The organism is Nitratidesulfovibrio liaohensis, from assembly GCF_011682075.1.
GTDB classification, from domain to species: Bacteria; Desulfobacterota; Desulfovibrionia; order Desulfovibrionales; family Desulfovibrionaceae; genus Cupidesulfovibrio; species Cupidesulfovibrio liaohensis.
This window is the reverse complement of record NZ_VSMK01000143.1, coordinates 1-22,489: the sequence shown is the minus strand read 5'-3', so window position 1 is coordinate 22,489 and position 22,489 is coordinate 1. Positions and strand designations below refer to the sequence as shown.

Here is a 22,489-nt window from a genome sequence, read left to right as displayed (position 1 = left end):
GGGAGCGCGCTGCGCCGGGCGGGGCGGCGCGGGTGGTGGCCGCCGGAAGGGCCTGTGGAGTGGGGCGCGGGCCACGTCCGGTCTTCATCATCGGGCCGCGCACGTGTCATTCCGTGATGTTAGGACGCGGATGCCCCGCAGGCAAGGGCACAGGGGAAAATTCGTACAAACGCCATGGAACGGGCAGGGCAGAAAGGAACGTTCAAGGGCCGATTGGGAATCAGCCCCTACGCCACCTCGCCCGCAGCCTTGCCGCTGGCCCACGCCCAATGCAGGTTGTAGCCGCCAAGCTGTCCGGTGACGTCCAGCACCTCTCCGGTAAAGAACAGGCCGGGGCACAGCGTGCTTTCCATGCTGCGCGAGGAAATCTGGTCAACGCGCACGCCGCCCGCCGCGGCTTCCGCCTTGCGCATGCCCTCGGTGCCCGTGGGCACGGCGGTGTGGGCGTGCACGGCCTGGTGCAGGGCGGCGCGGGCGGCCCTGGACAGTTCGGCGATCTTGCGCCCGGCCAGATCGGGTTCCACCAGCCGTTCCGCCAGCCGGTCGGGCAGCAGACGGCCCAGCAGGGTGCGCACCAGCAGTTTGCCGTGTTCCGGGGCGCGCAGCAATGCGTCCAGGTTTTCACCGGGCAGAAAATCGATCTCCACCGGCTGGCCGGGCTGCCAGTAGCAGGATGTCTGCAAGGCCGCCGGGCCGCTGATGCCCCGGTGGGTGAACAGCAGGGGCAGGGTGAACGCCGTCCCTGCCGTGGTCACGCGGGCGGGCAGGGCAATGCCCGCAAGGCCGTGCAACGGCCACTGCGGGGCCATGGCCAGCGGCACCAGCACCGGGCGCGACGGCGCCACCTTGTGCCCGAATTGCCGGGCGATGCGGTGGCCCATGTCGGTGGCCCCGATCTGCGGCCAGGCCGCGCTGCCCGTGGCTACCACCAGCGATACGGCACGCAGCCGGGTGACCTTGGCGGGTGCGTCGGTTGCTCCTTTTGGCGCACCCCCTTGCGTGGTGACGTCACCTTCGGCGGCAGCGGCCTGCGCCGGGGCAATGGTCACCACGAAGGCCTCGCCGTCGTGTTCCACCCCTTCCACGCGCTGGCCCAGCAGAAAGCGGCAGCCCGATGCGCGGCAGCGTTGTTCCAGCAGGTCGGCCACGTCGTCGGCGGAGCGCAGGCAGAACAGTTGCCCGTGTTCGCGTTCTTCCCAGGCGATGGCCTGCTCGGAAACCAGGCTGACCATGTCCCACGGGGTGAACCGGGCCAGGGCGGACTTTGGAAAGTGGGGGTTGTCGCCCACGTAGTGCCGGGCGTGCATCTCCAGGTTGGTGAAGTTGCACTTGCCGCCCCCGGCAATGCGCACCTTGCGCCCTGTGGCGCGGGCGTGGTCCACCAGCGTCACGCGGCGGCCCCGCGCGGCGGCGGTCATGGCGCAGAACAGGCCGGAGGCTCCGGCCCCCAGAATCAGCACGTCGGTGTCGGTGCGGGTCACGTCGTGGTTGCCGGGATGCGCCCGGCGTCGCCAGAAGGTTGGGGAAAGGTGCGGAATGCGCCCGTGGCGGCACTCCTACCCGAGGCCGCGCCGCTTGTCACCCCGCGTGCCGGGGCGATGCGTGTACCCTGTTGCCCCCCAGCCTGCCCCGGCCCGTCCGCCACGCCCGATCCGTCAGGCCCGCCGGGTGCGCAACCGCCCATCGACAGCCGTGGCCGGGTACCGTATGGTCGCGCTCCGCGTTCAGGCGTATGCCGCCATTGCGACCGCCAGCAGGCAGTTCCCCACCCTCCCCGAAAATACTCCCCCTGCGAAAGCCCCCGAAAGCTCTCCCTGAAAAAAGCCCCAAGGATCGCCGCCCATGCCCGTCTCCTTCGCCTCCAGCTATCGCGCGCCGTTCTTCCTGCGCAACGGGCACGCGCAGACCATCTTTCCCGTGCTGTTCCGCCCCCGCCCGGAGGTGGAACAGCGCCGCGAACGGCTGCACCTGCCCGACGACTTCATCGACCTGGACCTGACCCCGGCCGATCCCTTTGCCCCGTTCCGGGGCGTGGCCGTCATATCGCACGGGCTGGAAGGCAATTCGCGCCGGCGCTACGTGCAGGGCATGGCCGGCGCGCTGGCCGCCACCGGCTGGGACGTGGTGGCCCGCAATTTTCGGGGCTGCGGCGGTGAAACCAACCGCCAGCCGCACATGTACCACAGCGGAGAGACGGACGACCTGCACGCCACCGTGCAGTTCTGTCTGGCACGGGGCTACCGGCGCATCGCGCTGGTGGGCTTCAGCATGGGGGGCAACCAGACCCTGAAGTATCTGGGCGAAAATCCCGACCGCGTGCCGCCAGAGGTGGTGGGCGCGGCGGCCTTTTCCGTGCCGTGCGACCTGGTGGGCGCGGCGGCCGTGCTGGACCGGCCCGCCAACCGCATCTACATGGAATACTTCCTGCGTTCTCTGCGGGTGAAGATGCGCGAAAAGGCGGCCCTGTTCCCCGGGCGTTTCGACCTGGCCGGGCTGGACGCCATGCGTACCTTTGCAGAGTTCGACGAGCGGTTCACCGCGCCGCTGCACGGCTTTGCCTCGGCCATGGACTACTGGACGCGCAGCGGCTGTCTGCCGGTGCTGCATGGCATCCGGGTGCCCACCCTGCTGGTCAACGCCTGCGACGACCCTTTCCTGTCGCAAAGCTGCTTCCCCGAGACGGAGGCGGCGCGCAACCCGGCGCTGCACCTGGAAATGCCGCGCGACGGGGGGCACGTTGGCTTCGTGACCCTGAACGGCGGCAACCGCTATTGGTCAGAGGCGCGGGCGGCGGACTTTCTGGGGGCGCTGGGCGCGGAACAGGCCGGACACTGAGGGAAAGCCGTCCTAACCGAAGGACGTGCTCCCGTCTTTTCCCCTTCTTTAGACACGACGCGACGACGGGACGATGCCGGGGCATCGTTCCGTCGTCGTTGCGTTCCGGGCAAAAGCGGAAACATCGACGGGATGGGCCGAGGCTGGGTGTCCTTCGGGACAACCCGTCAGTCCGCCCGTGAACCGCCCGTGAACCGCCGTTGACCGTTAATTGAGCCGCTTGTTGTGCTCGGGCATGACCGCCAGCAGGGTGTCCTTGTCCAGCGCCTCGGAGCGGGCCAGCAGGCTCTGGCCGCGCAAGGCGGATGCCCCGATGCGCCGCATCACCGACTGGTAGGCGGGGTGGGCCCGGTCGGGCAGGGTATCCAGAAAGCCGTGGCGGTTCAGCAGGGTAAGCAGGCTGCGCACCGCTTCTGCCATTTCTGCCATCTCGGCGCACAGGTCGGCGCGCAGGTCCATGTCCAGCGCGGGCTTGGTGCCGTCGGTGCGGGTGGCCTCGCCAAGGCGGCGCAGCATGTCCTGGTCTTCGGTGGTCAGTTTTTCAGCGGCCTGGCGCATGATGGGTTCTTTCATGAGTGTGCCTCCTTGGGCTTGCCGTCGGAACAGCAGGAAGCGTGCCATGTGTATATCGTAATGAATTCATGATTTTTTTATGGAGTCGTGTCAGTTTTTGGACAGCCCGGCCAACAGCGGGGGGGCCGCCAGTATGGCTCGAAGCGGCCGGGCGGGGCGGGGTCCACGTGGCCCCCGCCCCGCTGGGCGCATGGTTATTTCAGGCTGGCGAGTTCCTTGTTGAGTTCCGCCACCAGCCCCTTGTCCTTGGGGTTCAGCGAAAGGGCCTTCATGAAGTGTTCGCTCGCCACATCGGGGGCGTTCTTTTCGTACTTCTGGATCATGCCGATGTAATAGTGCGCCACGTAGGCGTCGGGCTTCAGCGTGATGATGGTGCCGTAGTCGGCCAGAGCTTCGTCGTACCGTTGTAGCTCAAGCAGTGCATGCCCCCGGTGGAAATAGGCGCTGGTGTCGCCCGTATCGAGCGCAATGGCCTTGCCCCAGAATATGGTGGCGTTGGGCCAGTCCTTGGCCCGGCTGAACAGTTCGCTCAATTCCATGATGGCTTCCCTGTCCCCGGGGTTTTCCTGTACCTTTTTCATCAGCGTGGCGACCTGGGACGGATCGGGACCAGTCTGTCGGGCCTGGCTTCCATTCTGCCCGCGCGTCGCGGCGGGGTCCCGCAGAAAGGCTGTCAGGAAAATCGCGGCCACGGATGCGGCCATCACCAGCAGCACGAACTTGCGCGGCGTCGTCCGCGCCGCGTCCCTCGAGGGCTTACCCATTGGAATCCTCCTGCGGCGCGCCCCGGCGGCGCAGGACGAAGAACGGCAGCAGGCAGACGGCCAGGCTGCCTATCCACACCCAGTTGATCATGGGGTTGATGTTCACCTTCAGCGGGGTAACCCGGTCACCGTCAAGGTCGTGGATGGTGGCGTACAGTTCCTCGCCCAGGCTGAACAGGATGGAAACCTCGCTGCTGGGATGGTTGTAGTTGCGATATATGCGGCTCTGCGGGGTAAGCTGTCCCAAGGGTTTGCCGTCCTTGCTCACCGATATGACCGCCTCGTCGATGGCCATTTCCGGCGTTTCGCGCTGGCGTTTTTCCACGTAGACGAAGTCGTAGCCGCCAAAGGAGAATTTTTCTCCCGGCGAGAGCGGGGTTTCGTAACTCTTTTGGAAGGGGCCGGACACGGCCACGCCAAGAACGATGACCGCAAAGGCCAGGTGCGAGCCGTGGCTGCCCAGAAACCACCGGGAGCGGGCAAGGCCCTTTCGCTGCAGGGCCAGCAGGATGCACGAGACGGTCACGGCGGCGGCAGAGGCCACGCCCGCCACCGACAGCAGCGGGTCGACGCCGGACCACCAGCCAGCGATCAGGATGACGCACCACGTGCACGCAACGGCCACCAGGGCTCCGGGTTGGCGCACGCCGCCGGTCCAGCCCAGCCACGGCGCCACGGCCAGCAGCATGGTCATGGCCGTGAACAGGGGCAGGCAGATGGTGTTATAGAAGCCCTGGTTTACACCGACGGGGTTGGCTTCCCAAAGTTGGCTGATCACCGGCCAGATGGTGCCCAGCAGCACCACGGCCCCCAGGGCCGAGAGCAGCCAGACCAGCATCATCACGGCGCCCCGCCTGCTGGCGGGGTGAGTATCCTCGCTGCCCGTACGCGCCTGCGGACCCACGGCCAGCACGCCCAGGCTGATGACGGCGCCGGAAATCATGGCCAGCAGCAGCGGTCCGCCCACGCCGCCACTGCCGAAGGCGTGCAGCGATTCCACCACGCCGCTGCGCACCAGATAGGTGGCGAAGAGGCACAACAGCAGATTGAGGCAGGCCAGGAAGACATTGGTGCGGCGCATGTCGCCCAGCCGCCGCTCCACCAGCATGGTGTGCAGCAGGGCCGTGGCCGAGAACCACGGAATCAGCGAAGCGTTTTCCACCGGGTCCCAGGCCCAGTAGCCGCCCCAGCCCAGTTCCATGTACGCCCACCAGCCGCCCAGCAGGATGCCGGAGGTCAGCAGCGCCCACGAGGTGATGTTCCAGTTGTGCGCGATGTCCACCCAGCGCTTGCGCTCTTCGGACATGACGGACGCCAGCGCCAGGCAGGCGGGAATGGCGAAGCCCGCGTACCCCGCGAACAGCAGTGGCGGGTGCAGGATCATGCCGATGCTGCGCAGCAGCGGGTTCAGCCCCTGCCCGTCCGGCGGAGGGGAGTCCACCGTCACGAACGGGTTGCTCGGCCCCGTGAGCAGCAGCAGGAAAAATGCCTGCAACGCCAGAAAGAACAGCCAGAAGTGGGAGCGCGTGCGGGGGGCGAGGTCCTGGTAACCACGGGAAAACATGAACAGCAGCCCGGCCGCTGCCATGCAGAGCGCCCAGAACAGCAACGATCCCGCCTGCCCGGCCCAGAATGCGGTAACGGTGTAGAACAGGGGTAGGGTGGTGTCGGTGTACTGGGCGACATAGGCCAGCGAGAAATCATGCAGCATCAGCGCCCGCAGCAATATGGCGGAGGCAATGATCACCAGGGACGCGGAGCCCAGGTTGGCCCGTTCCAGCCAGGGCAGGCCCCTGTCGCGGCCGTTCCAGGCTTCCAGGCAGGCGAATCCTGCCGCCAGAATGACGAGAAGCAGGGCGATGGACAGCGCCCCGTTGGCCAAAAGATACATCCATCCTCCGATATCCGGAAAAGACCGGACATGCTGAAGGCGGGACGCTCTGCGCCCCGCCGTTTATCTGGCCGTGCCGCGTGGCTACATGGGGTGGTGCGGCCCCATGCCGCCATGCATCATGCCGCTGCTCATCATGCCGCACCCCATGCCGCCCATGCCCGTGGCCGGGATGCCGGCCTTGGTCAGCGCGCGGCGCAGGTCGATCTGCGCCGCGTACAGCTTGGCGTTGATTTCGCCCACCTCCTTGGCCAGCGACTGGATTTTCCTATCATCGCCGCCCTGCGCGTAGAGCTGGGCGTCCAGTTCGGCCTGTTTGGCGTACAGTTGTTGCTGCAACGGGGCCAGCGCGGCGTAGTGGTCGGCGTGGATCTTCTGCGCGGCGGCCTGCTGTTCGGCGGAAAGGAGTAGTACATGTGGGCGCCCATCATGTGGCCCTGGGCGAATCCCGTGGCGGACAGGGCAAGTACGGTGGCCATGGCGGCCGCAAGGGTCATCAGACGTTGGCTGCGTTGTTCATGTCGTTCCTCGTGAAGAAGGTGGTTGTTGTGGCGGAAAGGGTGCCAGGCCCTGGAGTGGGTGGTTTCGCGCGTGGTTCCTTCCGCACCGTGCGGATGGCGCGCGGGAAAGGGGGAAATCCCCGGGCAAGGCCCGTCGCCTGCGTTGCCGCCGTTACCAGTTGCACCCGCCATGGCCGCCATGGCCGCCGTGGTACCCGGCGCCCGTACCCACGGTGCCGCCCATGGACAGCATCACATCGGAGCGCCCGTGCATGGTGTTGAAGGCGCTGGCGGTGCCGAGATCGCCGAGAATCAGCACACTGCCCATGACGGCGGTGATGGCGAAGACCGCGGCGATCTTTTTGGTGAACTCGATCATGTCGTTCTCCTTGTTTGTGTTTCGGGGAGATATCAAAGCACGTTCTTCAGTGTGTCGTACTCTGCAAGCGTGATCTCTCCGCGTGCCAGGCGGTCCTTGAGTATCTTCAGGGAATCGGAACTGTCTGACACGTATTTCGATCTTCTTTTGTTTTTATGAAGAAGTAACATGAATATGAACAATATCAATAATGCGATGAATGCATATGCAAAATATCCATGCATGTCATGTTGAAAACCTTTGGTAAGATATGATTCGCATCCGAAGCTGTTCATATTTACATCTTCTGTTTTGGATTGACCTTTGCAGTTGTGTGTGTTTGTACTCGAGAAATCCCGAGCACAAGTCCAAGACATGGTCCGGTGAGGTTTGTCATGGATGCGCGCCTGCCATTCGGGACTCCTTTGAAGCTGGGCGTTTGACCGGACGATGTGTCTCGTAAAGCACGAGCCGTGCCATACGCGGTGCATCTGTATAATATTGTGTAATTGCTCATGTTTTATTGTGCAGTGCGGGCGGGCGCAACACGGAGGCCGTGCCGGGGTGGGGAATCGGGTTACAGGTGGCTGGACGGTGTGGGTAAAAAGGTTACATATCTGCCTGACGGGAGGACCGGATGACATTGCACCATGACATACCCGGCCGGAAAAGCGCGGCGTTCCGGCTTTCCCCGTGGCTGGTGGTGGGCATGGCCGTCATATTGGCCCTGGCCGTGGCCGTTCTTGCGGTGCGCAATACCCAGCGGGAAAAGCGGCACATGTCGCAGAACCTCATGGACCGGGCGGAGGCCCTGGTCTGGGCGCTGGAGGCGGGCACGCGGATATGGATGGGGAAGGGAAGCGGCGGCGGGCACTTGCAGGCGCTGCTGGAGGAAACCGCCAAGCAGCCGGGCATCGCGTACATGGCGGTGACCGATGCGGACGGCGTCGTTCAGGCCCACAGCGACAGGTCCAGGATCGGTCGCCCGTTGCACGAGGCTGACGACGGCGGCATGCCGAACGTGTTGGCCGAGCGGCAATGGCGGGCCATCACCACCCCCCAGGGCAAGGTCTTCGAGGTGTACAAGGTTTTCGCACCCTCGCTGCCGCTGTTCCACGATGCCGGGCATGCCCCGGGTGCCGGATGCGGCGACGACGGCTCCGCCGCCTCGCCGCTTCGCCCATGGGGGGCGGCGGGCGCGGCGGAACGCCACGACATTTATGTGGGACTTGCCGTGGCTCCATTCGAAGAGGCGTTGGCCGAAGACTTCCGCAATACCGTCATCGTGGCGCTGCTGGTGGGAACACTGGGGTTCGGCGGGTTCATCTCGCTGTTCTGGGCCCAGAACTACCGGCTGTCGCGGCGCCTGCTCCAGGACACGCGCGCCTTCGCGTCGGAGGTGGTCACCCATCTGCCCGTGGGGTTGCTGGCCACCGACGGCGAGGGCGTCATCACCATGGCCAACGCCTCGGTGGCGGCCATGCTGGGACAGGAGCAGGAACTGCTGGAGGGTACCCCCCTGGGCGGCAGGTGGGGCGTGGATTGGCAGGCGGCCTGCGCCGACCTTGACGGGGGAAGGCCCGTCATCGAACGGGAGTGCGCATTGGTGGCGGAAGACGGAAGGACGATTCCCGCCAGCCTCGGCGCCTCGCGCATCGTCAACGAGGAGGGGCGGTTTCTGGGGCACCTGTTCATCCTGCGCAACCTGGAGGAAGTGAAACGCCTGCAGGACCAGGTACGGCGCAACGAACGCCTGTCCGCGCTGGGCAATCTGGCGGCGGGCGTGGCCCACGAGATCCGCAACCCCCTCAGTTCCATCAAGGGCTTCGCCACCTATCTCGCGGGGCGCCTTCAGGACGAAGGCAAGGGCAGGGACGCGGCCCGGCTCATCGTGCAGGAGGTGGACCGGCTGAACCGCGTGGTCTCGGAACTGCTGGAGTTCGCCCGCCCCGGCGTGCCGGATCTGCGCGAGGTGCACGTGGACACGGTCATCGAGCGGTCCGTGCGTCTGGCCGCGACCGATGCGGCAACGCGGGGCGTGGAACTGCGCCGCGTGCCGGAGCCAGCTCTGCCCCCGGCCTTCCTGGACGCGGAACGGTTCACCCAGGCCCTGCTGAACCTGCTGCTGAACGCGGTGGAGGCCACGGCGCCGGGCGGCAGCGTGGAGGTGCGCGCCGCCGTCCGGTCAGAGCGAGGACCGGAGAAAAGGCCGGACGGCAACCCGGACACAGGCCCCCGCGCATGGCTGGACGTGCAGGTGGCCGACACCGGACGGGGCATGTCGCCAGACGTGCTGAAGGAGATATTCAACCCCTATTTCACCACCAAACCCTCCGGCACGGGGCTGGGGCTGGCCATCGTGCACGGGGTGGTGGAAGGGCACGGCGGCGCCATCAAGGTGGAGAGCCAGCCGGGCAAGGGGACCACCGTGACCATATCGCTGCCGCTGCGGCGGCCCGCATGAGGATGGCGGCATGACCAGAACACCCGGTACGCGGCTGCTGGTGGTGGACGACGACGCCACGCACCGCGAGATGTTGCAGACCCTGCTGGCCGACTGGGGCTACCGCACCGAATGCGCCGAAGACGGCGAAACCGCCGTCACCCTGTGCAGGGAAACCCCGTTCGACCTCATCCTGATGGACCTGCGCATGGGGGGCATGTCCGGCATCGGCGCACTGCGGGAAATCCGGGCCTACAATCCGGCCATCCCCATCCTGATCATGACGGCATATTCCAACGTGGAGTCCGCCGTGGAGGCCATCAAGTCCGGGGCCTACGACTACCTGACCAAGCCGCTGGACTTCGAGGAACTGCGCCTGACGCTGGCGCGTGCGCTGGACCATGCCGCCCTGCGCGACGAGAACGCCGCGCTCAAGACCACCCTGGCCGCCTCGTTCGATCCGGCGGGCATCATCGGGCAAAGTCCGCCCATGCACCAGCTGATGGACATGCTGGCCTCCATCGCGCCCTCGGAAGCCACAGTGCTGGTCACGGGCGAATCGGGCACCGGCAAGGAACTCATCGCCCGGGCCATCCATGCCAACAGCCAGCGCCTGCATGGGCCCTACGTGACGGTGAACTGCGCGGCCCTGTCGGAAGCATTGCTGGAATCGGAACTCTTCGGGCACGAGAAGGGCGCGTTCACCGGGGCGGAGCGGCGGCGCGAGGGGCGTTTTCAGTCTGCGGACAAGGGCACCATCTTCCTCGACGAGATCGGCGAGACGTCGCTGGCCATGCAGGCCAAGCTGCTGCGCGCCATCCAGGAGCGCGAGATACAGCGCGTGGGCAGCGACCAGACGCTTCGGGTGGACGTGCGCATCATCGCCGCCACCAACCGTGACCTGTGGGCAGAGGTGGAGGCGGGGCGCTTTCGGCAGGACCTGTACTACCGGCTCAACGTGGTCACCCTGCACGTTCCGCCCCTGCGCGAACGGGTGGAGGACATCCCCCTGCTTGCGGGGCACTTTCTGCGCAGGTTTACCGAAAAGAACGGCAAGCCGGTGAAGGGCTTCACCCCGCAGGCCATGGACAGGCTGCTCAAGCACGGCTGGCCGGGCAACGTGCGCGAACTGGAAAATGCCGTGGAGCGCGCCGTGGTGCTGCTGGTGGGGGAATACGTCAGCGAACGGGAACTGCCGCAGAACATCGCGGACGGGGATGAAGACATGCCGTGCGCGGTGCCCCGGTTCAATGGCATGACGCTGGAGGAAATAGAGCGGGCCGCCATACTGGACGCCATGGACGCCTCGGAGGGCAACAAGAGCGAGGCCGCCCGGCGGCTGGGCATAACCCGCAAGACCCTGCACGCCAAGCTGAACCGCTACGCCGACGGCGAGCCGTGATGCCGTGGGGCGGGGCATGCAAACCGGCCATCGGCTTGTCCCGCGCGCCTGCCCCCCAGCGCGCTGCCATCCGCAACGAAAAGGCGGCCGGAACCCTTTCGGATTCCGGCCGCCGTGCGTTTCGATGCGGCGCGTGCCCGGCTGTGCGCCGTGCGCCAACGTCCCCCGGTCCATGCGCCTTTCGGCTGCTGGCCCTTCGGCTACTTGCTCTTCTTCTTCGCCGCTTCCATCTGGTAACGCTTCTGGGCGGCCAGGATGGTCTTGCGCAGGCGGATGGACAGGGGGGTCACCTCCACCATTTCGTCCTCGCGCACGAAGTGCAGGGCGCGCTCCAGGGTCATGGGCCGCACGGGGGTAAGGATGACGTTCTCGTCCTTGCCCGAGGCGCGCATGTTGGTGAGCTTCTTTTCCTTGGTGGGGTTCACGTCGATGTCGTTTTCGCGGTTGTGTTCACCGCAGATCAGCCCTTCGTACACCGGGTCGCCGGGCACGCAGAACATTTCGCCGCGCGGCTCCAGGTTGAACAGGGCGTACGCCACGGCATTGCCCGAACGGTCGGACACCAGCGAACCGGTGAACCGGGTGGGGAAGTCGCCGCGATACGGCTCGTACCCTTCCAGGTACGAGTTCATGATACCGGTGCCCTTGGTGTCGGTAAGGAATTCGTCGCGGTAGCCGATAAGCCCGCGCGAAGGAACGGAAAATTCCAGTCGCACGCGGCCCGTGCCGTTGTTGGCGCAGTTGGTCATGCGGCCCTTGCGGATGGACAGCTTTTCGGTAACCACGCCCATGAACGTTTCGTCGCAGTCCACGTACAGGTGCTCGATGGGTTCCAGGCGCTCGCCGTTCTGCTCGCGCATGATGACTTCCGGTCGGCCCACGCACAGTTCGAAGCCTTCGCGGCGCATGGTCTCGATAAGGATGGCCATCTGGAATTCGCCGCGGCCCTTCACGATGAAGCTGTCGCGCTCCTCGGAATCTTCCACGCGAATGGCCACGTTGGACAGCGCTTCGCGCAGCAGGCGTTCGCGGATCTTGCTGGACTGCACCAGCTTGCCTTCGCGCCCGGCCAGCGGAGAGGTATTGATGGTGAAGCGCATGGCCACGGTGGGTTCGTCCACGCGAATGCGGGGCAGGGCGCGCGGGGCTTCGCGGGTGCAGATGGTGTCGCCGATCTTCACGTCCTCGATGCCCGCCACCACCACGATGTCGCCGGGGTCGGCCTCGTCGGCATCGCGCAGTTGCAGCCCCTCGTAGACCTGCAGGCGGGTGACGCGCAGGGGGTTTTCCTTGCCGTCCTCGTCAATGCAGACCAGGCTGTCCTTGGCCTTGACCGACCCGTGGAACACGCGGCCCACGGCCATGCGGCCCAGGTAGTCGGAGTAGGCAAGGTCGGCCACCAGCATCTGGAAGGGCTCCGCCGGGTCGTACATCGGGCCGGGCATTTCCTTGACGATGGTCTCGAACAACGGCGAAAGGTCCACCTGCTCGTCCTCAAGGCCGTGCATGGCCACGCCTTCGCGGCCAATGGCGTACAGCACGGGAAATTCCAGCTGCTGTTCGTTGGCGTCCAGGTCGATGAACAGGTCGTAGATTTCGTTCAGCACTTCCTGCGGGCGGGCGTCCTTGCGGTCGATCTTGTTGACCACCACGACCACCTTCAGGCCGGCTTCCAGCGTCTTGCGCAGCACGAAGCGGGTCTGGGGCAGGGGGCCTTCGGATGCGTCCACCAGCAGGATGGCGCCGCTGGCCATGGACAGGGCGCGCTCCACCTCGCCGCCGAAGTCGGCGTGGCCGGGGGTGTCGATGATGTTGATCTTCACGCCCTGCCACGACACGGCGCAGTTCTTGGCGGCAATGGTGATGCCGCGCTCGCGTTCCAGGTCCATGCGGTCCATGACGCGGTCGTCCATCTGCTGGTCGGCGCGAAACACGCCGCTCTGGCGAAACAGGGCGTCCACGAGGGTGGTCTTGCCGTGGTCAACGTGGGCGATGATGGCGACGTTGCGCAACCTGTCGTTGTGCACTGCGGTGCTCAAGGGAGATTCTCCTGGCGGGATGGGCTTCGGCCACGGGCGGGGCAGGGCCTCTGGCCCGGCGCGGCTGGTGGCTTGTGGGGGAAGACGCGTTCCCGCATGCGGCGGGGAGGCGGGGCGGGGCGACAACACGGTGTCTGTGCGGTGACCCGGCGAGGGGCAAAACCCGGATACGGCGTGTCGCGGACGGCATGCATACACCTACGCGGGTCGAGTGGCAAGCGTGTGTCGGCGGATTGGAATGATAAAGGAAAGCCGGGGCGGGGTCGGGTGATGGCGGGGAATGGCACAATGCACAGGGACACGCGGTATACCTGTCATTGCAAGGCGATATCGCCATGTGCAGTGGATGTGGCGTCGTAACGGCTCCGGGCGGAGGGTGCCGGTCATTCCAGAGTGCGAGGGCATGCCAGCCTGTGGACTGTTGTTACCATCTCAGGTCATGGCGAACGCGCCGCGAACAGACCGACGGTAAAGGCACGCCCTAGAGCTTTGCCAAGGCTACGGGAGCCTTGCGCGCATACGCATTCAGCCGGGCAGATCGCCCGGAGGCGCCTGCGCCGCAGGGAAGCTGCCCGGCGTAAGAATGCGGCGCATGACAACCGGGGTTCCAAGGGGCGGAGCCCCTGGAGCGCGGGGGTGCAGGGGGCTCTCGCTCAAGAGCCCCCTGCCCACGCCGGAGGCGGCCCAAACCATGTATCAGTATATCCCGTCATAAAAGGCGAAACTCTTGCGCCACCGCCAGCAGTAATCCCAAGCCTACACCCTCTCCACCACCGCCGCCACCAGCCGGGCCAACTTGGCCCCGGCCTCGCCCGCCACGCGGATGACCTCTTCCAGCGGGGCTTCCTTCATGCAGTCGGGCAGGTTCTTGTTGGTCAGGCACGAAATGCCCAGCACCCGCAACCCCATGTGCCGCGCAGCGATCACTTCCAGCACCGTGGACATGCCCACGGCGTCGGCGCCCAGTTGTCGGTACATGCGGGTTTCCGCCGGGGTTTCCATCTGCGGGCCGGGCACCCCCACGTACACGCCGCGCTCCAGCCGAACGCCAAGGCGCGCCGCCTCATCCATGGCGATGCGGCCCAGCGCCGCGTCGTAGGGGGCGCTCATGTCGGGAAAGCGCGGTCCCCAGGCGTCGTGGTTGGGGCCGGTCAGGGGGCTGCGCCCGGTGAAATTGATGTGGTCGGTGATCAGCATCAGGTCGCCCGCGTCCCAGCGCGGGTTCAGCGCGCCCGCCGCGTTGGTGATGACCAGCACCTCCACGCCCAGCGCCGCCATAACCCGCACGCCCATGCACACGTCTTCCGGTGCGTAGCCTTCGTACAGGTGGCAGCGTCCCTGTTGCAGCACCACGTCCACCGTGCCGATGCGCCCGAACAGAAACCGCCCTTCGTGCGAGGCCACCGTGGACTGCGGAAAGCCCGGCACCTGCGAATAGGGCAGGGGGCAGGCGTCGGTCAGGGCGTCGGCCAGGCCGCCCAGGCCGGTGCCGCACACCACGCCCACGCGGGGGCGGGGGGCGTGTCCGGTCTTGCCGGACATCACCGACAGGCCAGACAGGCCGGACAGCGCGGAAGTGATAACGGATGCCGCATTCTGGACATTTTTCGGGTTTTGCATAAGATCACCGACATTATTGATTGTGCGCGAACGGTGGGGGGCCACCAGACCGGTCATTCCGGTCCGCACTGCCTGCGCCCATAGGGGGAACTTGGCGGCGCAGCACAGCGAACAGGCAGGATGTTAGGCCGAACCTATGGATATAGCAACTTTTTTCGGTGTGCTCACAGGCTTCGGCCTGGTCATTGGCGCCATCCTGATGGGGCCCGAGCCGGGGAAATTCTTCGACATCGCCAGTGTGATGATCGTCTTCGGGGGCACTTCCGCATCCATCCTGGTCACCTTTCCGCTGGAAGAAGTGATGCAGGCGGTGCGGGGCGGTTGCAAGGCCTTCGGCAGCAAGCGGGTGCAGGCGCAGGACGTGGTGAACACCATGGTCCGCATCGCCGAGATCAGCCGCCGCGAAGGGCTCATCGCGCTCGAGAACGTGCAGACCGAAAACGCCCTGATCAAGAAAGCCTGTCAGCTCATCGCCGACAACGCCGACCCCGGCCTGATCCGGGGCACGGTGGCCATCGAGATCGCCTCCATGAAGCGGCGGCACAACGTGTCCATCGGCGTGTTCAACCGGCTGGCGGGGTATTCCCCGGCCTACGGCATGATCGGCACGCTCATCGGCCTCGTGCAGATGCTGGCCACGCTCAACGATCCCTCGTCCATCGGTCCGGCCATGGCCGTGGCCATCATCACCACCTTCTACGGGGCGCTGCTGTCCAACCTGCTGTTTCTGCCCATCGCGGGCAAGCTGAAGGCGCGCAGCATGCAGGAGGAACTGCACCTGCTGGTCATCTTCGAGGGCGCGAAATGCATCCTTGAGAACAACAACCCCAGGCTGGTGTACGAGAAGCTTTCCTCGTTCCTGCCCCCCAAGGAGCGCAAGGATGGCAGATGACGACGATCTGGACATGGAAGCCGAAGCCGACGAGCCACCCCAGGAATGGCTGGCCACCCTTGCCGACGTTTCCATGCTGCTGCTGTGTTTCTTCATCCTGCTTTTTGCCCTGTCCACCATCGACAAGACCAAGATAACCGAGACCTTCGATTCGGTTCGCACGGTATTCGGCGGCAAGGACAAGGAACTTTCCACCTCTGCCGTGCGCAGCGAGGATACGGGCGCGCTGCTGGAATCGGTGCGCCTGCAGCGCCAGATCATCGAAGCCCAGCGCAACACCTATTCGGAAATGCGCACCTATTTCACCAAGAACGGGGTGGAGGGCGTCATCGGCGCGGTGTTCGACGAGGGCATCATAACCCTGCGTATTCCCGCGGAAGTCATGTTCGCTCCTGGTGAAACGGACCTCAGCCCACAGGCCGAGCGCTACCTGAAACCGCTGGCCGACCTGTTCGTGCGCAAGAAGGACCAGTCCATAAATATCCGGGGGTTTACGGATGACTCGCAACCTAGTGCAACGTCAAGATTCCGGGATAATTGGGAACTTTCTTCGTTGCGCGCGGTGAGCGTATTACGCTATTTCCTGAAAGCGGGCATCGACTCCAAGCGGTTGACAGCCACCGGGCTTGGTGAGTTAGACCCCCTCTTCCCGAACACCACGGAAGAAAACCGGGCGCGCAACAGGCGCGTGGAATTCATGCTGGAACGCCGGGTGACCAAGTGACGCCAGACGACCACGTGGCGCGAGGGGGGCATGCACACAACCGGGGGGTGTCGGGGATGGCGATGACGACGCACGACGAATTTGACGATTTCGATTTCACGCTGCCCTCGGACGTCGAGGGCGAACGCCGGGCCTACCGCACGTCGGTACCTGGTCTCGAAGCAAGCGTGGCGGGGAAGGACGGCACATTCCCCGTGGAAAACGTGAGCGCGGTGGGCATTGCCATGCATGTCTCCGGCCACGCCTTTGCGGAAGGGGAGAACCTTCGGGTCGATCTGCTGATCCAGGGCAAGCCCTACATCACCGCGCTGCCCGCCAAGGTGGTGCGGCTGGGCGAGGGCAGCCTGGTCGGGTGCGAATTCGCCTCGCCGGATTTCTGGCAGGAATCGCGCTTGGACAAGCTGGTGCTTGAGGTTCAGAAGCGGATGATCGCCCAGCGCAAGGCGGAATCCGAAAAACGTGATGCGCAGGCCGCAGGGCAGCTCCGCGATGGCGGGTCTGTCCCCAATGCGCCAGAGGGTGCTTCCGGGAATGCTTCCGGAGGCGCCTCCACTGGCGCGGGCTGTTCCACCAGATTCTCGGTGGACAGCGCCGCCGGGACGGAACTGGACGTCTGACGGCCGTGCGCGGGCATGAGGGTGCCCGTGCTGCGGCTGGCGATGGTCCGGTGTCGCGGTGGCATCGTGCGGCCTATGAAAATGTAACAACCATATCGAGGGACATTGGTGCAGACGAAAGACCATAAGGTGCTGGTGGCGAACAGAGGGGAAATCGCCATTCGCATCGTTCAGGCCTGCCGCAAGCTGGGTCTGGCTTTCACGTGCGTGTACACGGCGGAGGACGCCGCGTCGGGCCATGTGCGCATTGCCCGCGAACTGGGGGGCGACAAGAGCCTCTACCGCGTCTCCTCCTATCATGATGCCAACGAACTCATGGCCGTTGCCGACGATGCGGGCGCCACCGCCGTGCATCCGGGTTACGGCTTTTTCGCCGAAGACTACCGCTTTGCCCGCCGCGTTTCCCAGCGCGATCGCAAGCTTATCTTCATCGGCCCTTCGTGGCGGGTAATCCGCGAACTGGGCGACAAGATCAATACCAAGCGCCTCGCGCGCAGTCTGGGCGTGCCCACCGTGCCCGGTTCCGACCGGCCCATCTACGACGAGATGGAGGCGGAAAAGGTGGCCCAGAGCCTGTTCGAATTCCAGGAACAGCAGGGCATCCGCAAGCCGCTGGTGCTGGTCAAGGCTTCGGCGGGCGGTGGCGGCATGGGCATCGAAGAGGTGTACGACATCGACCTCTTCCGCTCCGTGTACCGGCGCATCCGCAACTACGCCCTGCGTCAGTTCAAGGACGAGGGCGTGCTCATCGAGCAGCGCATCCGCGACTTCAACCATCTGGAAGTGCAGGTGGTGTCCGACCGCAGCGGGCGCAACCCCGTGCATTTCGGCACCCGCAACTGCTCCATCCAGTCCACGGGCCTTCAGAAGCGCATAGAGATTGCCCCCGGTTTCGATCCTTCGTCCATCGAATACGGTTTCGACGCGGCCCAGGTGCTGCGCGACATAACCCAGCACTCGCTGGCCATGGCGCGCAAGGTGGGCTACGACAACGTGGGCACCTGGGAATGGATCGTCACCCGCGACGGCCGCCCCTTCCTGATGGAAGTGAACACCCGCATTCAGGTGGAGAACGGTGTGTCCGCCACCATCGCCCGCGTGCGCGGGCAGAAGGGCGTGGATATCATCGCCGAGCAGATCCGCATCGGCCTTGGCGAGCCGCTGGGCTACGGGCAGGAGGACATCACCTTCGAAGGCGTGGGCATCGAATACCGCCTCATCGCCGAAGACCCGGACAACCGCTTCACCCCGTGGGTGGGCCGCGTGGACGGCTTCGGCTGGCCCGAGCGCCCCTGGCTGGCCATGCATACCCACGTGCCCAGCGACGACCCCTACGACATCCCCACCGAGTTCGACCCCAACCTGGCGCTGGCCATCATCTGGGGCAAGGACCTTGCGGAAGCCCGGGAACGCGGCGTCGAATTCCTCGACACGCTGGTGCTGGAAGGCGCCAACAACGCGGGCGAGCCGCTGCGTTCCAACGTCCGGTTCCTGCGGGACAACACCGGGCGCATCCTGAAGTTCTAGGGGCAGTTTCCGAATTGTCCTTTCGTCCGTTGGCACATGGCCGACGAACGAGAGTCCTGCTTTGGAAGCAGCCCCAAGGCAAGTTCTGCACGGCCAGTTCGCCGGATGCCCGGCCCCGGCCATCGCCGTCCGCCACCCACACCGGCGGACACGCGGCAGCCTTCGTCCGCCACGGCACCGGCGCACGGATGTCCACCGCCAAGCATGCTACCCGAACCCGCCGGAACTGCGGGGAAGCGACATATGGATACCGAAAAGAGAACGCAGCACCTCGCCGAACGTCTGGGATACATCCGCGACGTGTTCGGCGGAAAGCACAACGAGAACATCGCGCTCCTCGAGTCCAAGCTGCAGGAATTCAACCTGCGCCTGTCCGAGGGCTCCATCAGCGACGAAAACGCCGCGCTGACCACCCTTGAAGACCTGTTCGACTTCGTGGAGCGCAAGCTGGAAGCCGAACTGACGCCCATGGACAAGGTGCGCATCGTGCGGCACCCGCAGCGCATCTGCCTGCGCGACATCCTGGAAAACGTCTACGACAATTACACCGAAATCGGCGGCAAGGACGAACACTCCATCGATCCTTCCATGCTCATCGCCCGCGCCTACATCACCCGGCGCAGCGGCAAGAAGACCATCAACCAGCCGGTTCTGGTCATCGGGCAGGAAAAGGGGCACGGAGAGGAATTCCGCAACGGCGGTTCGGTGAAGCCGTGGGGCAACGCCAAGGCCCTTCAGTACATGAAGGTCGCCGAAACCGAAGGCATCCCCATCCACACCTACGTCTTCACGCCAGGCTCCTACCCGGTGGAGGACTACCCCGGCGCGGCCCAGCAGATTGCCCGCAACCTGTACGAAATGGCGGGCCTGCGCGTGCCGGTCATTGCCGTGTTCTCGGAAGGCGGCTCCGGCGGGGCAGAGGCCATCGGTCTTTCCGATCGCCGTCTGATGCTTTCGCACGGGTACTATTCGGTCATCTCGCCCGAAGGGGCGGCAGCCATCGAAGGCCGCCTGCGCCACGGGCAGCGCGCCGCGCCCGAGCTGATCGAAAAGTGCGCCCAGCAGCTGCGCATCACGGCAGAAGACAACCTGCGCATGGGCTACATCGACCATGTGGTCACGGAACCGCCGCTCGGCGCGCGCCCGTACCACTACGACTTCTTCCGGGGCCTGCGGCAGGAGATCATCCGCGCCACGGACGAGGTGATCCTGGGCGTGAAGGGCTTTGCCCCGTTCCGGGCCATGGTGCTGCGCCGCCGTCGCGGCAAGGCCGAAACCATGGACCTCGACAACATGTATGTGCGCTGGAGCCTGTCGTCGTCCGCCAAGGACCGGCTGGTGTCCCGCCGCCATCGCAAGTTCAACCGCCTGGCCCGCAACGCCGCGCGCGACAGGCGCCCCGTGCTGCGCAAGCTGTCCAACATGGGCTGGGACGCCTGGTGGGACATCTACTCCTACTTCAAGTACGACCTGCTGCGTAAGCACCAGCAGAAGATCGCCTACCTCGTGGAAGAGGTGGAGGCCGAAGCTCAGGTGCTGATGGAAAAGGTGGCCGCCCCGTGGCGCAAGATCACCTGCGCGCTGCCCGGCGGCGCGTGCCAGAGCAGCGAACAGACCGAACGCGAACTGACCACCCTGTCCGACTGGGACGAGGAAGGCCAGCGCAACGGCAATTGGAGCTACGTCAGCCCCCGCGCCAAGGAAGACCGCGCCATCACCTGCCCCAACGCGGACAGCCACGGCTGCCTCGACCTGTGGGCGCCCGACCTGTTCGGCGAATTCGCCGGGGTGTGCACCTACTGCGGACACCACTTTCCCATGGAATACCAGTGGTACCTGCACAACGTGTTCGATGAAGGGTCCATCTTCGAGTTCAACGCGGAAATCGAGGCGGGCAACCCCCTCGGCTTCGAAGGCTTTGACGTCAAGCTGGAGCAGGCCAAGAAGCAGACCGGCCTCAAGAGCGGCTGCGTCACCTTCGAGGCGCGCATCGACAACGTGAAGCTGGTGGTGGCCATGCTGGTGGCCCCGTTCCGGGGCGGCTCCGTGGGTGCGGCAGAGGGCGAAAAGTTCGTCCAGGCCGCCGAGCGCGCCAAGAAGAAGCGCTATCCCTTCCTGGCCTACGTGCACGGCACCGCTGGCATCCGTATCCAGGAAGGCACCAACGGCGTCATCCAGATGCCCCGCTGCACCATGGCCGTGCGCCGCTACATCGAGGCCGGGGGCCTGTACCTCGTGCTGTACGACACCAACTCGTACGCCGGGCCGCTGGCCAGCTTCCTGGGCTGCTCGCCCTACCAGTTCTCCATCCGTTCGGCCAACATCGGCTTTGCCGGGCCGGGCGTCATCAAGGAGACCACGGGCGTGGACATCCCGCCGGACTACCACAGGGCCTATCGCGCCCTGTCGCGCGGGCACATCCAGGGCATCTGGGACCGCCGCGACGCGCGCATGAACCTGAAGCAGGCCCTTCTGACCATGGGCGGCCGCAACCTCTACTACCGGTAGCCCGCGCCACGGCAAGGAACAGGTGAGACAGTGTTCGACATCACGCAATTGCTGGATGAGATAAAGGCGTCTCCCTACGAGGAGATCGTCGTCGCCGCGCCGCATACCGGCGTGGTCACGTTCGCCGACGTACGCGAAGGCTCCCGGGTCATCGGGCCTTCCGGCACGTGGAAGGAAAAGAAGGGTACGCTGCTCGCCACCATCGAGCGCGAGCGCAACCAGAAGCCCATCCACGCCGTGGAAAAGGGCGAGGTCAAGGAAGTGCTGCGCCACCTGGAAGGCACCTTCGTCGAGGCGGGCACCCCCCTCGTGCGGCTGCGCCACTTCCTGTCCAAGGACGAGGTACTGGCCATCATCCTGAAGAAGGCCCTGCACCTCTTTGTCGCGCCGGAACGCGCCAAGTACTACTTCGCGCCCGACGTGGACAAGAAGGTCAAGGCCTCCGGCGCAAGCTCCGTTTCGCTGCACGAAGGCATGGACCTGTTCATCATGTCGCGCATGAAGCGCGAGGCCTCGCTGGCCTATTCCGGCCCCAGCGGCGTCATCTACGCCGTGTACTTCCAGCACAACGAAAACGTGGATGCGGGCCAGCCCCTCATCGGCGTGTGCCCGCCGGACCAGCTGTCGCTCATCGAGGACGTGGTGGCCCGCGTGCAGACCGAGTGGGAAGAGCGGGAGTAAGCCATGGGCAAGGTGTTGCAGGTGCGCGTGTGGGCTTCCACCTACCGCGACGAGGACGTGGAAAAGGCCTGGCCGCTGCTTGTGGCCCTTGTCTGGCCCGAACCCTTCGTCCGGCCCGTGGCCGGGCAGGTGCTTGGCCCCGCAGACCGGCGCGGCGTGCTGGAACTGGTGCAGGCCCTTGACGACGGGCTGCGCTTTGCCGGGTGGGATGCCCCCGTGCGCGACGCCCTGGCCGACCGCGTGCCCGCCATCGTGGCCCTGCGCGACAAGCTGGACGCCGCCCTTGCCGAATGGGACGCCCGCACCGCCAACCGCATCACCGACGAGCTGGAAGAAGCCCTGGATCAGGCCGAAAAGGCGCTGGTGAAGGCGAAGTAGAGATGAAGCCGATTCCTTTTTAAGAGGGAAAGGCAGGAAAGATAACGGGGGGAAGGGGAGGACACTTTGAAAAGTGTCCTCCCCTTCCCCCCGACCCCCTTCCCCTCCCACAAACTTTTTGGTTGGGGGTAGGGGAGTAAGGCGGGGTGTGTTGCCAGCATTCCGGGCTGTGTGCGGCCCCGCTCGAGCAGGGCAGGGGATGACCAAGGCCCGCCTTCGCCGCGCCGCACGGTTGCGACAAAATGCATCCCACGGTATCACCTCATGGGGATGGCGCACGCCGTCCCGCCCCCACGCATACAAAGCAGACCATCGCAAGGAAATACGCATGCTCAACAAGGTCATGATCATAGGACGTCTCGGCCGCGACCCCGAACTGCGCTACGCCCAGAACGGTACCCCCATCGCCAACCTGCGCATCGCCACCGACGAATCGTACACCGACCGCGACGGCAACAAGGTCGACCGCGTGGAGTGGCACACCGTGGTGGTCTTTCAGCGCGCGGCGGAAAACTGCGCCAACTACCTTGGCAAGGGCAGTCTTGTCTTTGTCGAAGGCAGCCTGCAAACCCGCAAGTGGCAGGATCAGAGCGGCCAGGACCGCTACTCCACCGAAATCAAGGCCCAGCGCGTCCAGTTCCTCGACCGGCGCGGCGAAGGCGCGGGCGCCCAGCCCGCCGAAGGCGGCGGCGCTCCCCGCCGGTCCTATCAGCAGCCCACCGGTGGTCAGGGCGGCG

The 22,489-nt window shown here is 65.5% G+C and carries 20 protein-coding genes; 11 read left to right on the top strand and 9 right to left on the bottom strand.

What is annotated here, in order from left to right; translation table 11 throughout:
- Positions 1 to 227: 227 nt before the first annotated feature.
- A complete protein-coding gene (locus tag FVW27_RS06145; RefSeq protein ID WP_167123628.1) occupies positions 228 to 1,481 on the bottom strand; it encodes an aminoacetone oxidase family FAD-binding enzyme in 1,254 nt (417 codons plus the stop codon).
- 361 nt (positions 1,482 to 1,842) lie between these two features.
- Here FVW27_RS06145 and FVW27_RS06140 point away from each other — a divergent pair, with 361 nt between their 5' ends.
- The gene (locus tag FVW27_RS06140; protein ID WP_167123627.1) at positions 1,843 to 2,835 is read left to right on the top strand and encodes a YheT family hydrolase; all 993 of its coding nucleotides are present in this window, start codon (positions 1,843 to 1,845) and stop codon (positions 2,833 to 2,835) included.
- Positions 2,836 to 3,042: 207 nt separating this feature from the next.
- On the opposite strand, the gene FVW27_RS06135 is transcribed toward FVW27_RS06140, so the two are convergent.
- From FVW27_RS06135 to FVW27_RS06110, 6 genes are all read right to left on the bottom strand, one after another.
- The gene (locus FVW27_RS06135; RefSeq protein WP_167123625.1) at positions 3,043 to 3,408 is read right to left on the bottom strand and encodes a hypothetical protein; all 366 of its coding nucleotides are present in this window, start codon (positions 3,406 to 3,408) and stop codon (positions 3,043 to 3,045) included.
- A gap of 194 nt (positions 3,409 to 3,602) precedes the next feature.
- Positions 3,603 to 4,172, bottom strand: a complete 570-nt coding sequence (locus tag FVW27_RS06130) for a tetratricopeptide repeat protein (RefSeq protein ID WP_167123623.1) — start codon at positions 4,170 to 4,172, stop codon at positions 3,603 to 3,605.
- On the bottom strand, positions 4,165 to 6,063 hold the full coding sequence (locus FVW27_RS06125) for a heme lyase CcmF/NrfE family subunit (RefSeq protein ID WP_167123621.1): 1,899 nt from the start codon (positions 6,061 to 6,063) through the stop codon (positions 4,165 to 4,167). The genes FVW27_RS06130 and FVW27_RS06125 overlap by 8 nt, the downstream gene beginning before the upstream one ends.
- Positions 6,064 to 6,147: 84 nt before the next feature.
- Positions 6,148 to 6,510, bottom strand: a complete 363-nt coding sequence (locus tag FVW27_RS06120; protein WP_167123630.1) for a periplasmic heavy metal sensor — start codon at positions 6,508 to 6,510, stop codon at positions 6,148 to 6,150.
- Between the two features lie 225 nt (positions 6,511 to 6,735).
- On the bottom strand, positions 6,736 to 6,942 hold the full coding sequence (locus tag FVW27_RS06115; protein ID WP_167123619.1) for a hypothetical protein: 207 nt from the start codon (positions 6,940 to 6,942) through the stop codon (positions 6,736 to 6,738).
- Positions 6,943 to 6,974: 32 nt separating this feature from the next.
- Entirely contained in the window at positions 6,975 to 7,073 is a 99-nt protein-coding gene (locus FVW27_RS06110) for an SHOCT domain-containing protein (protein WP_167123617.1), read from the bottom strand.
- 485 nt (positions 7,074 to 7,558) lie between these two features.
- Here FVW27_RS06110 and FVW27_RS06105 point away from each other — a divergent pair, with 485 nt between their 5' ends.
- Positions 7,559 to 9,385: an ATP-binding protein gene (locus FVW27_RS06105; RefSeq protein ID WP_167123615.1), complete on the top strand. Its 1,827-nt coding sequence runs from the start codon at positions 7,559 to 7,561 to the stop codon at positions 9,383 to 9,385.
- 10 nt (positions 9,386 to 9,395) lie between these two features.
- The gene (locus FVW27_RS06100) at positions 9,396 to 10,766 is read left to right on the top strand and encodes a sigma-54-dependent transcriptional regulator (RefSeq protein ID WP_167123613.1); all 1,371 of its coding nucleotides are present in this window, start codon (positions 9,396 to 9,398) and stop codon (positions 10,764 to 10,766) included.
- Between the two features lie 200 nt (positions 10,767 to 10,966).
- Here FVW27_RS06100 and typA read toward each other — a convergent pair whose 3' ends face one another.
- Together typA and FVW27_RS06090 are read right to left on the bottom strand one after the other, a co-directional pair.
- Entirely contained in the window at positions 10,967 to 12,805 is a 1,839-nt protein-coding gene (gene typA / locus FVW27_RS06095; protein WP_167123611.1) for a translational GTPase TypA, read from the bottom strand.
- A gap of 756 nt (positions 12,806 to 13,561) precedes the next feature.
- Positions 13,562 to 14,425, bottom strand: a complete 864-nt coding sequence (locus tag FVW27_RS06090) for a purine-nucleoside phosphorylase (RefSeq protein WP_167123609.1) — start codon at positions 14,423 to 14,425, stop codon at positions 13,562 to 13,564.
- A gap of 136 nt (positions 14,426 to 14,561) precedes the next feature.
- On the opposite strand from FVW27_RS06090, the gene FVW27_RS06085 reads away from it, so the two are divergent.
- The 8 genes from FVW27_RS06085 to FVW27_RS06050 form a co-directional block, all read left to right on the top strand.
- A complete protein-coding gene (locus tag FVW27_RS06085) occupies positions 14,562 to 15,317 on the top strand; it encodes a motility protein A (protein ID WP_167123607.1) in 756 nt (251 codons plus the stop codon).
- On the top strand, positions 15,307 to 16,041 hold the full coding sequence (locus FVW27_RS06080; protein ID WP_167123605.1) for an OmpA/MotB family protein: 735 nt from the start codon (positions 15,307 to 15,309) through the stop codon (positions 16,039 to 16,041). The genes FVW27_RS06085 and FVW27_RS06080 overlap by 11 nt, the downstream gene beginning before the upstream one ends.
- A gap of 62 nt (positions 16,042 to 16,103) precedes the next feature.
- On the top strand, positions 16,104 to 16,658 hold the full coding sequence (locus FVW27_RS06075) for a PilZ domain-containing protein (protein WP_167123603.1): 555 nt from the start codon (positions 16,104 to 16,106) through the stop codon (positions 16,656 to 16,658).
- 108 nt (positions 16,659 to 16,766) lie between these two features.
- Positions 16,767 to 18,185: a biotin carboxylase N-terminal domain-containing protein gene (locus tag FVW27_RS06070; RefSeq protein WP_007522629.1), complete on the top strand. Its 1,419-nt coding sequence runs from the start codon at positions 16,767 to 16,769 to the stop codon at positions 18,183 to 18,185.
- A 243-nt stretch (positions 18,186 to 18,428) separates the two neighbouring features.
- Positions 18,429 to 20,693 (top strand): acetyl-CoA carboxylase carboxyl transferase subunit alpha/beta, encoded by a 2,265-nt coding sequence (locus FVW27_RS06065; protein WP_167123601.1) that lies wholly within the window; start codon positions 18,429 to 18,431, stop codon positions 20,691 to 20,693.
- Positions 20,694 to 20,723: 30 nt separating this feature from the next.
- Entirely contained in the window at positions 20,724 to 21,374 is a 651-nt protein-coding gene (locus FVW27_RS06060) for a biotin/lipoyl attachment domain-containing protein (RefSeq protein WP_167123599.1), read from the top strand.
- A gap of 3 nt (positions 21,375 to 21,377) precedes the next feature.
- Positions 21,378 to 21,752 carry a hypothetical protein gene (locus FVW27_RS06055; protein WP_012611962.1) on the top strand — a complete coding sequence of 125 codons (375 nt, stop codon included), beginning with the start codon at positions 21,378 to 21,380 and terminating at the stop codon, positions 21,750 to 21,752.
- 328 nt (positions 21,753 to 22,080) lie between these two features.
- The coding region (locus FVW27_RS06050) for a single-stranded DNA-binding protein (protein WP_167123597.1) at positions 22,081 to 22,489 on the top strand (409 nt) is incomplete at its 3' end.

Coding starts and splice junctions, on each gene's coding strand:
- FVW27_RS06140 (WP_167123627.1), top strand. CDS start 1,843: ATGCCCGTCTCCTTCGCCTCCAGCTATCGCGCGCCGTTCTTCCTGCGC.
- FVW27_RS06135 (WP_167123625.1), bottom strand. CDS start 3,408: ATGAAAGAACCCATCATGCGCCAGGCCGCTGAAAAACTGACCACCGAA.
- FVW27_RS06130 (WP_167123623.1), bottom strand. CDS start 4,172: ATGGGTAAGCCCTCGAGGGACGCGGCGCGGACGACGCCGCGCAAGTTC.
- FVW27_RS06125 (WP_167123621.1), bottom strand. CDS start 6,063: ATGTATCTTTTGGCCAACGGGGCGCTGTCCATCGCCCTGCTTCTCGTC.
- FVW27_RS06115 (WP_167123619.1), bottom strand. CDS start 6,942: ATGATCGAGTTCACCAAAAAGATCGCCGCGGTCTTCGCCATCACCGCC.
- FVW27_RS06105 (WP_167123615.1), top strand. CDS start 7,559: ATGACATTGCACCATGACATACCCGGCCGGAAAAGCGCGGCGTTCCGG.
- FVW27_RS06100 (WP_167123613.1), top strand. CDS start 9,396: ATGACCAGAACACCCGGTACGCGGCTGCTGGTGGTGGACGACGACGCC.
- FVW27_RS06090 (WP_167123609.1), bottom strand. CDS start 14,425: ATGCAAAACCCGAAAAATGTCCAGAATGCGGCATCCGTTATCACTTCC.
- FVW27_RS06085 (WP_167123607.1), top strand. CDS start 14,562: ATGGATATAGCAACTTTTTTCGGTGTGCTCACAGGCTTCGGCCTGGTC.
- FVW27_RS06080 (WP_167123605.1), top strand. CDS start 15,307: ATGGCAGATGACGACGATCTGGACATGGAAGCCGAAGCCGACGAGCCA.
- FVW27_RS06075 (WP_167123603.1), top strand. CDS start 16,104: ATGACGACGCACGACGAATTTGACGATTTCGATTTCACGCTGCCCTCG.
- FVW27_RS06065 (WP_167123601.1), top strand. CDS start 18,429: ATGGATACCGAAAAGAGAACGCAGCACCTCGCCGAACGTCTGGGATAC.
- FVW27_RS06055 (WP_012611962.1), top strand. CDS start 21,378: ATGGGCAAGGTGTTGCAGGTGCGCGTGTGGGCTTCCACCTACCGCGAC.